An 8,762-nucleotide genomic window follows, 5' to 3' on the forward strand; every position below is an offset into this window, starting at 1 on the left:
GCCTGGGTGATCGGGGGGAAGGCCCAGTCCACGCGGCTGTCGGAACAAAGGAGCGAGCGCCGCGGTGGATCGTATCCGGCAGGCGACGGGACGTGAATATGACTTCTACTTCGGATTTGTTACATCTGGCCGAACCGCCATTCACGCTCCGTGTCGATGTAATTGCACAGAGACAAAGAACTACGCAGAGCAAGAGCATCGACACGCAACGGAAAGCCTCTCCGTCCCGTTTTCAGCACGGAGAGGCTGATTGACTCAAATTCGGGCCAGCGCCTTACGGAGCGGGTCGAGGCCCAGCGATCCCAGGTTCAGGGCGTCGCGGTGGAACGTCTTGAGGTCGAAATCACTGCCTTTACGAAGCTTCGCCTCGTCCCGCGCCTGCATCCAGATCCGCTCGCCGACCTTGTATGACGGTGCCTGCCCGGGCCAGCCCAGGTACCGCTTCCACTCGAAGCGGAGCACCTCCTCGGGCATCCGGGTGTGCGCCCGCAGGAACTCCCAGCCCAGCTCCGGCGTCCACCGGCCGCCCGGATGGAAGCCGAACGGGTTGTCCTTCGGGATCTCCAGTTCGAGGTGCATGCCGATGTCGACGATCACCCGCGCCGCGCGGAGCGCCTGCCCGTCCAGCATGCCGAGCCGGTCACCCGGATCGATGAGGTAGCCGAGCTCGTCCATCAGGCGTTCCGCGTACAGCGCCCAGCCCTCACCGTGCCCGGAGCACCAGCACAGCAGCCGCTGCCACCGGTTCAGCGTGTCGGCGCGCAGCAGGGTCTGGCTGACCTGCAGATGGTGACCGGGAACGCCCTCGTGATAGACGGTCGTCACCTCACGCCAGGTCGAGAAGACCTCCTGGCCCTCCGGCACCGCCCACCACATCCGCCCCGGACGGGAGAAGTCCTCGCTCGGCCCGGTGTAATAGATGCCGCCGTCGCTGGTCGGGGTGAGGCAGCACTCCAGCTTGCGGGCCGGCGGCTCGATGTCGAAGTGGGTGCCGTTCAGCTCGCTGACCGCCCGGTCCGACAGCGCCTGCATCCAGTCCCGGAACGCCTCCTTGCCCGCGATGTTGCGGGCCGGATCGGCGTCCAGCGTCGCGACGGCCTGATCGAGGCCCGCCCCCGGCCCGGCGATCACCGCGGAGACCGCCCGCATCTCGCGCTCCAGCCGGTCCAGCTCGTCGAAGCCCCAGAGATAGGTCTCCAGCAGGTCCACCCGGGCACCGAGGAAATACTGCGAGGCCAGGGTGTAGCGCTCCAGGCCGGCGGCCTCCTTCTCGCGTCCGCGCGGAGCCAGCTCGTCGCGGAGGAACGCGCCGAACTCGGCGGTGGCGGTCCGGGCCGCCTCCGCGCCGAGCCGCAGTTCGGTGGCCAGCGCGCCGGACGCCGTCAGCCGGCCGGCCAGCCCGCCGAAGAAGTCGTCGCGGGCCGGGTCGGTCCAGGCGTCGCACTGCTCGGCCACGGCGAGCAACTGGGCCCGGGCGCTAACCAGGTCCTTCTCGGCGCCCTCGAGAAGGGTCCGGCGGTACTGCCGCAGCGCGGTGGGCAACGCGTGCAGGCGGGCCGCGATGTTGGCGACCGCCTCCTCGCCCTCGGTCGGCATGACGTCGAAGACCATCCGCAGCCCGTGCAGGCCGCTGGAGATCACGTTGACCTCGGTGGCGGCGAAGCCGGTGTCCAGGCGGGCGAGCTCCAGGCCGAGGCGTTCCAGCATGGCCTCCTTGGCCACCTGCTCCGACTCGGTGCCGGGCTCGATCACATCGAGCCCGGCGATGGTGCGGCGGAGCAGCTCGGCCTGCGCGGCGAAGCCCTCCGGGGAGAGGTCGTCGGTCTTGTCGTCATGGCCGGAGATGCCGACCGCGGTGGCACCCGTCGGATTGAGCTCGGCCCACTGGTCGACGTATCGGTTGGCGAGTTCATCAATTCGTCCCACGTTGCCGACACTACGGGACGGAACGGGCGGTGAGCTGCCCGATTTCAACGGTGCGAGGCGGTCCACTCCAGCAGCCGGCCGGCCCGCCAGGTGTTGACCACCCGGTCCGCCGGCACCCCGCAGAGCGCCGCGCGGCCGCAGCCGAAATCGAGCCAGTCCAGCTGGCCCGGGGCGTGCGCGTCGGTGTCGATGCTGAACAGGCAGCCCGCCTCCACCGCGACCGTGAGCATCCGCTTCGGCGGGTCCAGCCGGTCCGGCCGTGAGTTGATCTCGATGGCCTTGCCGTGCTCCAGGCAGGCGGAGATCACCTTGTCCAGGTCGAACGTGCTGGGCGGGCGGGTGCGCACCCGGGAGTGCGCGGCGTCGCCCTCGCCGGCCGCGGACACCTTGCGCCCGGTCATGTGACCGAGGATGTCCAGGTGCGGGTTGGCGATCGCGGTCACCATCCGCCGGGTCATCCGCGGCGACTCGTCACGCAGCTTGCTGTGCACCGAGCCGACCACCACGTCGAGCCGTTCGAGCAGCTCGTCCTCCTGGTCCAGCGAGCCGTCCTCCAGGATGTCGACCTCGATGCCGGTGAGGATGCGGAACCCCTCGGGCAGCGCCTCGTTCAGCTTCGCCACGTGGTCGAGCTGGCGGCGCAGCCGGGCGGCGGTGAGCCCGCGGGCCACGGTGAGCCGGGGTGAGTGGTCGGTGAGCACGAAGTACTCGTGGCCCAGGTCGGCCGCGGCCAGTGCCATCTCCTCGATCGGCGACCCGCCGTCGGACCAGTCGGAGTGCACGTGACAGTCCCCGCGCAGCGCTGAGCGCAGGGCGGCGGCCGCGTCCGGCAGGTCGGTGCCGTCGGTGGTGGCCAGCCGGCGCAGATAGACCGGCTCCTCACCGGCCAGCGACTCGGTGACGCAGCGCGCCGTCACCTCGCCGACCCCGGCCAGCTTCGCCAGGGTGCCGGCCTCGGCGCGGGCCACCAGCTCGTCGTGCGGCGTCTTGGACACCGTGGCGGCCGCCGAGCGGAACGCCTTCACCCGATAGGTGGCCTCGTTCGCCCGCTCCAGCAGAAAGGCGATGCGCCGCAGGTCAGCCACCGGATCTCGAGACGTCATGAGATCCACCATAGGCTCGCGGCATGCGGACGATCGATTGGGTGAACGGCGCTATCGAGATCATCGACCAGACGGCCCTCCCGGGTGAGCTGCGCGTTCTCCGGCTGCACACGGTGGGCGAGCTGGTCGCGGCGATCCAGTCGCTGGCGGTACGCGGTGCGCCGGCGCTGGGAGTCGCGGGCGCGTTGGGAGTGGCACTGGCGGCCCGGGTGCACATCGACGACCCGGCGGCGCTGGCCCTGGCCGTACGAAAGATCGAGAGCGCACGCCCGACGGCGGTGAACCTGGCCCGGGGCGCGCGACGTGCCGCTGCCCTGCTGCCGCAGGGCCCCGAGGCGGTGCTCGCCGAGGCGCACCGGATCCGGGACGAGGAGGTCGCGGCGTCACAGGCGATGGCGGCGCTCGGCGCCGACCTGGTGGTCGAGCTGTGCGGGGGCCGCCCCCGTCTGCTCACCCACTGCAACACCGGTGGGCTGGCCGCGGTCACCGTCGGCACCGCGCTGGGCGTGGTCGGCGAGTTGCACCGGCGCGAACAGCTGGCCGGAGTGATCGCCAGCGAGACCCGGCCGCTGCTGCAGGGCGCCCGGCTCACCTCGTGGGAGCTGGCCCGCTGGGGCATCGAGCACCGGGTCGCGGTCGACTCGGCCGGGCCGTTCCTGATGGCCCGGGGCGAGGTGGACGCGGTGATCCTGGGCGCCGACCGGATCTGCGCGAACGGCGACGTGATCAACAAGATCGGGAGTTACTCGCACGCCCTCGGCGCGCACCGGGCGGGCATCCCGTTCATCGTGGTGGCGCCGGAGTCCACGGTGGATCTCGACACCCCGTCCGGTGCCGAGGTGGAGATCGAGGATCGCGGGTCCGCCGAGGTCACCGCGTTCAGCGACGCGGTGAACCCGGCGTTCGACATCACGCCGCACGACCTGGTGACGGCGATCGTCACCGACCGTCGCGTCATCCGCGTCGACCGGGGCGAGAGACCTTAGGGTCTGTCCGACGGCTTCCACGGCTGGAGCCAGTCGGTCGCCGGCCAGCCCTCGGCCGCGGCCATCAGCGGGTACGCGGTGGCGCCGTCCACGGACTCCCGGACGATGTCCGCGTGCCCGCTGTGCCGTGCGGTCTCCTGGATCAGGTGCAGCAGCACCCAGCGCAGCGACCAGAAGTCCCGGTCCTGCGGGTTCCACGGCACCGAGTGGTCGATCGGCACCGGGTGCTCGAGGTCCGCCAGCTCCACGACTGTCTTCTCGGTCGCCTCGGCAACCCGGTCGTAGAAGGCGAACAGCTCGTCGGCGGTCTCGCCCTCGGCCATCCGGAAGTTGGTCTCGTAGGCTCCGTAGTCCACCGGCTTCGCCTCAGCGCGGACCAGGGACATCCAGCCCTCCTCGGTGGACGCGCAGTGCTTGATCAGCCCGCCCACGCTCAGCTGACTCGCGCTGGGCGTGGCCCGCAGCTGCTCCGGGGTGAGCCCGTACGCGGTCAGCCGGATCACGTATCGCATCTGGGCGAGGTACGCGAGCAGACCTTCCTGCTCGTTGGCGATGGGACCGACCTGACCGGGCATCTCGGCTCCTCAATGTTGGCGTCTCCGTCACCACCAACATTAGGAGGAATTGCGGTCACTTCCTGGCCTCAAAGCGAGAACCTCGTCGCCGGCCACCGTTGTCACCCATCCGCCGGCCCGGCCCAGCTCCAGCAGCGGCCCGGCCTCCGCCGGCACCTTCTCCGGCTCGCCCGGTCCGGCCGGCCACGCCCGGCGGGCGTCCGAAGCCACCCGCAGATGGTCGGTCATCGCCTCGATGGGATCGGCCGACTCCAGCTGCGCCCCGAACTGCTGGAGATCACCGATCAGCCGGTGCAGCTCGTGATGGACGGCGCCGGCGTTGCCACCGCACATCGCCGCGGTGAGTTCGGGCCGGGTCGCGGCCACCCGGGTGCCGTCCCGGAAGGACCCGGCCGCCAGTGTGCCGGCCAGCGGATTCTCCACCAGCTGGGCGGCCAGGACCGCGGCGAACAGGTGCGGCACATGGCTGATCTGCGCGACCGCGGTGTCGTGCTCGGCCGCCGTCACCGGCACCACCCGCGCGCCCAGGCCGGTGCACAGCCGGGCCAGCGTCAGCCAGTCCGCCAGGTCGGTGCCGTCCGGTTCCAGGCAGAGCACCCACGCGCAGCCGGCGAAGAGATCCGGATCGGACGCCGCGAACCCCGACGTCTCCTTGCCGGCCATCGGATGGCCGCCGACGAACCTGCGCACCCCGTGCGCGGCGATCAGATCACGCACCGGACCCTTCACCGAGGTGACGTCGGTGACCAGCCCGTGGCCGGCCGCCAGCTGCGGAAGCACATGCGGCAGAACCGGCAGGGGTACGGCCAGAGCAGTCACGTCAGCGATCTCCACCGCCGCGGCCACCGAATCCACGACGCGGTAACCAGCGGCACGCGCCAGCTCCCGGGTGCCCGGGTCGGCGTCGTAACCCGTCACCTCGTGCCCGCCGGCCGCCAGCGCCCGCAGCAGCGAGCCGCCGATCAGGCCGAGTCCGATCACTGAAACCCGGGGTGAGGTCTGCACGGGGTGACTCTCGCACACCCCGGGCCGGGGTCAGGCCTTGCAGTTGTTCTTCGACTTCCAGTTCTTGACCTCGGTCACCGGGCTCTTCGCCGCACCGGCGCGCCAGGACTTGAGGTACTTGGCGGGCCAGACCACGCCGCGCCGCACCTTCCAGTCGCCGGTCTTGGCGCACGGCGGCGAGATGCCGTAGTGCAGGTGGCAGACGTTGTTGGCGTTGCCGGTCTTGCCCACCTTGCCGAGCAGCTGGCCGGCCTTCACCCGGACACCGGCCCGGATGCCGGACTGCACCTTGCTCAGGTGCGAGCCGTAGTAACGCACGCCGTCGTCGCCCTGGATCGCCACCGACAGGCCGCCGTTGAGCGGGCCGTCCGGCCGGCCCTTCACGAACTCGTCCTTGAGGCTCACCTCGAGCACCACGCCCGAGGTGGTGGCCACGACACGCTCACCGCAGTCGGCAAAGATGTCGGTCGCCGGGTATTTCGCATGGGTGGTGTGGAAGTCCACGTTCGAGGCGTCCACCGGGAAGGCGTACTTCACCGAGGCGGCCGGCTTCTCCGTGGTCGGCTTCGGTTTCGGCGCCTTCGGCGTGGTGGTCAGCTTGGGCGGCGTGGTGTTCTGGCCGGCCTTCGCCGGCGCCTCCGGGGCACCGCCCGCCGCCGACGGCTCGACCGGCGACTCGGCCGCGGCCGGCGTCGGGTCGACGAACTGCGGGGTCGCGGCGGGGGCAGACCCGCCGGGGGCTCCACAGCCGGCCAGGCAGACCGCCGCGATCGTCAATCCCGAGAGGGTACGGAGAAGTCGCACCGCGCCATCCTGACAGAAGGCCGCGATTGGTGCAGGCCCGCATCGACCGTCTCCGGTTTCCGCCGAGCCCGTCTCCAGTTCCCCCCGGGCCCGTGCCCGGTTTCTGCCGGGCCTGTCTCCGGTTCCTGCCGAGCTGCCGCGGCGGTGGCTACGCTGCAGGAGGGCCGCGTCGCCGGCGGCCCGGGACGGCAGTCGGAAGGGGAGACGAGATGGCTGACCGGCAGGGCATCTGGCCCGAGGCCGAGCCGCCACCGGCCGGATACCTTCCGCCGCACTACCCGATGGAGTCCCCGTCCGGGCTGTTACCCGGCCGCCCGCCGCGCCCGGTCTATCGCGAACCGCACCCGGTGACCTCGCTCCCGGTGCTCAGCGGCCTGGCCGCGGCGACGCTGTGGCTCATCCTCTTCGGCAGCCTCGGCCGCGACCTCGCGTCGTACGCCTGGTGGACGATCCTCGGCGCGGCCGCCGCCTGGCTGGTCGCCGGCCTGCTCGCGATCTTCGGCGACCGCGGGGTGGCGGTCGGTGTCGCCGCGATGAGCGGTGTCGGCCTCTCGGTCGCGATGACCTTCGTTGCCCTGCGCTGGATCGACACGCTCGACTGGCCGCTGTGGTGACCCGTTCCCGGCGCTGCCGGCCGGCCGAGTGAGAAGATCCACTGTCCGGGTTCGACCTGGTGGGACGGCCACTCGGCGTACCGCTCCGGTCGCCCTCGGCAGTGGGTCCGCCGAAGTGCGTATCGACCCTTGACGAACGTCGTACGGCTGGGCACTCTCGGCACCATGGCCCCCTCGCCACAACGGCTCGACCCCGATCGCTGCCGTCGCCGCCTGGAGTTGCTGGCGGCCCTCGCCCACGCCAAGTCGGCGCGTGATTCCGGCCCGACGCAACGGCTGCGCGGCATACGCCTGCGGGAGCTGATCGCCACCCGCCGCCGCCCGGCCGGCTGAGACGCGGGGCCGGACCCTTGCCACGGCGCGGTCGGCTGAGACGCGGGGCGGGACCCTTGCCACGGCGCGGTCGGCTGAGACGCGGGGCGGGACCCTTGCCACGGCGCGGTCGGCTGCGACGTGGGGCCGCAGCCCTGCCGCCGCGCGGCCGGCCTCGGCGAAACACCGGCGGGTTCGAGCGTGGCGCGATGCGCCCGCCGTGCCAGCAGCTACCGTCAGGCGCTGAGAGATAAAAGTCGCGTTGGGGGAATCGTGTCGATTTTCGCTGCCGCTGTCACCCGGGCCAAGTCCGGATGGTCGGCGACGGAGCTGGACCTTGCGGGCCTGGGCGATATCGACGAGGTGGTGGACGCGCTCCGCGAAGCCGAGCCGGACGCCGACCTCGCGCTGCTGTTCGTCGAGAGCGACGACGAGTACCTGGCGATCCTGCGGCTCGACGAGGGCGAGGACGTGCGGGTCTTCGGGTCGGACTCGGCGTTCGCCGAGGAGTCCCGGATCGGGTCGGTGCTGCTCGGCGAGGTGGAGACGCCGGCCCTCGGGCTGGACGACCTGGCCGCCGCCCCGGACGAGGACACCCCGGCCGCCGAGCCGGACGCCGACCCGATCGGCGACGCCGACCTGCTCGGCGACCTGGGGGTGAACGCCCAGCGGCTGCTCGCGCTCTGTGGCATGGAGGGCATGCTCCCGTCCGACGTCACCGCGGAGATCTGCCAGCGGATCGGCTGCGGCGACGAGATGGAGGAGCTGCGCGAGGCGTGAACCGTCGCGGGCAGCACGAGGAGTGGATGCGGCGGGCACTCGCCGTCGCATCCGCCTCGCCCTCGGACGTCCCGGTCGGGGCGATCCTGCTCGGGCCGGACGGCGCCGAACTGGCGACTGCGGGCAACGAGCGTGAGCTGTCCGGCGACCCGACCGCACACGCCGAGATCCTGGCGCTGCGGCGGGCCGCCGAGCGGCTCGGTTCCTGGCGGCTGGACGGCTGCACGCTGGTGGTCACGCTGGAGCCGTGCACGATGTGCGCCGGCGCGATCGTGCTGGCCCGGATCGCGACCGTGGTCTTCGGGGCCTGGGAGCCGAAGACCGGAGCGGTCGGCTCCCTCTGGGACGTGGTCCGCGACCGGCGCCTGAACCACCGCCCCGAGGTTTACGCCGGCGTCCTCGAGACCGAATGCGCCCACCTGATGCGCGACTTCTTCCGCTGACCACCCAGCGGGTGAAGCTGGGGTGCGCAGCGGGGCTGAACTTCACACGCAAGGTCGGGCTGCGTGCAGCGTGTGAAGTTGGGGTGCGCAGCAGGGCTGAACTTCACACGCAAGGTCGGGCTGCGTGCAGCGTGTGAAGTTGGGGTGCGCAGCAGGGCTGAACTTCACACGCAAGGTCGGGCTGCGTGCAGCGTGTGAAGTTGGGGTGCGCAGC

The 8,762-nt window shown here is 71.5% G+C and carries 10 protein-coding genes; 5 read left to right on the forward strand and 5 right to left on the reverse strand.

All coding sequences use genetic code 11. The features are described 5' to 3' along the window. Positions 1-255: 255 nt before the first annotated feature. Both AC0NH5_RS22820 and AC0NH5_RS22825 read right to left on the reverse strand, forming a co-directional pair. Positions 256-1,926 carry a DUF885 domain-containing protein gene (locus AC0NH5_RS22820; protein WP_474407117.1) on the reverse strand — a complete coding sequence of 557 codons (1,671 nt, stop codon included), beginning with the start codon at positions 1,924-1,926 and terminating at the stop codon, positions 256-258. 44 nt (positions 1,927-1,970) lie between these two features. Further along, positions 1,971-3,029 (reverse strand): PHP domain-containing protein, encoded by a 1,059-nt coding sequence (locus AC0NH5_RS22825; RefSeq protein ID WP_474407120.1) that lies wholly within the window; start codon positions 3,027-3,029, stop codon positions 1,971-1,973. Between the two features lie 23 nt (positions 3,030-3,052). Here AC0NH5_RS22825 and mtnA point away from each other — a divergent pair, with 23 nt between their 5' ends. Beyond that, the gene (gene mtnA, locus AC0NH5_RS22830) at positions 3,053-4,015 is read left to right on the forward strand and encodes an S-methyl-5-thioribose-1-phosphate isomerase (RefSeq protein WP_474407122.1); all 963 of its coding nucleotides are present in this window, start codon (positions 3,053-3,055) and stop codon (positions 4,013-4,015) included. On the opposite strand, the gene AC0NH5_RS22835 is transcribed toward mtnA, so the two are convergent. The 3 genes from AC0NH5_RS22835 to AC0NH5_RS22845 are packed head-to-tail and all read right to left on the reverse strand — an operon-like array spanning position 4,012 to position 6,399. Then, positions 4,012-4,590: a DinB family protein gene (locus AC0NH5_RS22835; RefSeq protein WP_474407124.1), complete on the reverse strand. Its 579-nt coding sequence runs from the start codon at positions 4,588-4,590 to the stop codon at positions 4,012-4,014. The genes mtnA and AC0NH5_RS22835 overlap by 4 nt on opposite strands. 39 nt (positions 4,591-4,629) lie before the next feature. Further along, complete coding sequence (locus AC0NH5_RS22840; protein ID WP_474407126.1) at positions 4,630-5,595, reverse strand: prephenate dehydrogenase; 966 nt, start codon at positions 5,593-5,595, stop codon at positions 4,630-4,632. Positions 5,596-5,625: 30 nt separating this feature from the next. Next, on the reverse strand, positions 5,626-6,399 hold the full coding sequence (locus AC0NH5_RS22845) for a M23 family metallopeptidase (protein ID WP_474407128.1): 774 nt from the start codon (positions 6,397-6,399) through the stop codon (positions 5,626-5,628). A 209-nt stretch (positions 6,400-6,608) separates the two neighbouring features. Here AC0NH5_RS22845 and AC0NH5_RS22850 point away from each other — a divergent pair, with 209 nt between their 5' ends. The 4 genes from AC0NH5_RS22850 (at position 6,609) to tadA (ending at position 8,548) form a co-directional block, all read left to right on the forward strand. Next, positions 6,609-7,013, forward strand: coding sequence for a hypothetical protein (locus AC0NH5_RS22850; protein WP_474407131.1), 405 nt, complete (start codon positions 6,609-6,611; stop codon positions 7,011-7,013). Positions 7,014-7,142: 129 nt separating this feature from the next. Then, positions 7,143-7,346 (forward strand): hypothetical protein, encoded by a 204-nt coding sequence (locus AC0NH5_RS22855; RefSeq protein ID WP_474407133.1) that lies wholly within the window; start codon positions 7,143-7,145, stop codon positions 7,344-7,346. A gap of 252 nt (positions 7,347-7,598) precedes the next feature. Next, positions 7,599-8,105: a tRNA adenosine deaminase-associated protein gene (locus AC0NH5_RS22860; protein ID WP_474407135.1), complete on the forward strand. Its 507-nt coding sequence runs from the start codon at positions 7,599-7,601 to the stop codon at positions 8,103-8,105. Next, complete coding sequence (gene tadA, locus AC0NH5_RS22865; RefSeq protein ID WP_474407137.1) at positions 8,102-8,548, forward strand: tRNA adenosine(34) deaminase TadA; 447 nt, start codon at positions 8,102-8,104, stop codon at positions 8,546-8,548. Before AC0NH5_RS22860 ends, tadA begins: the two co-directional genes overlap by 4 nt. Positions 8,549-8,762: the final 214 nt, after the last annotated feature.

It is taken from the genome of Actinoplanes sp. 13, assembly GCF_056134165.1.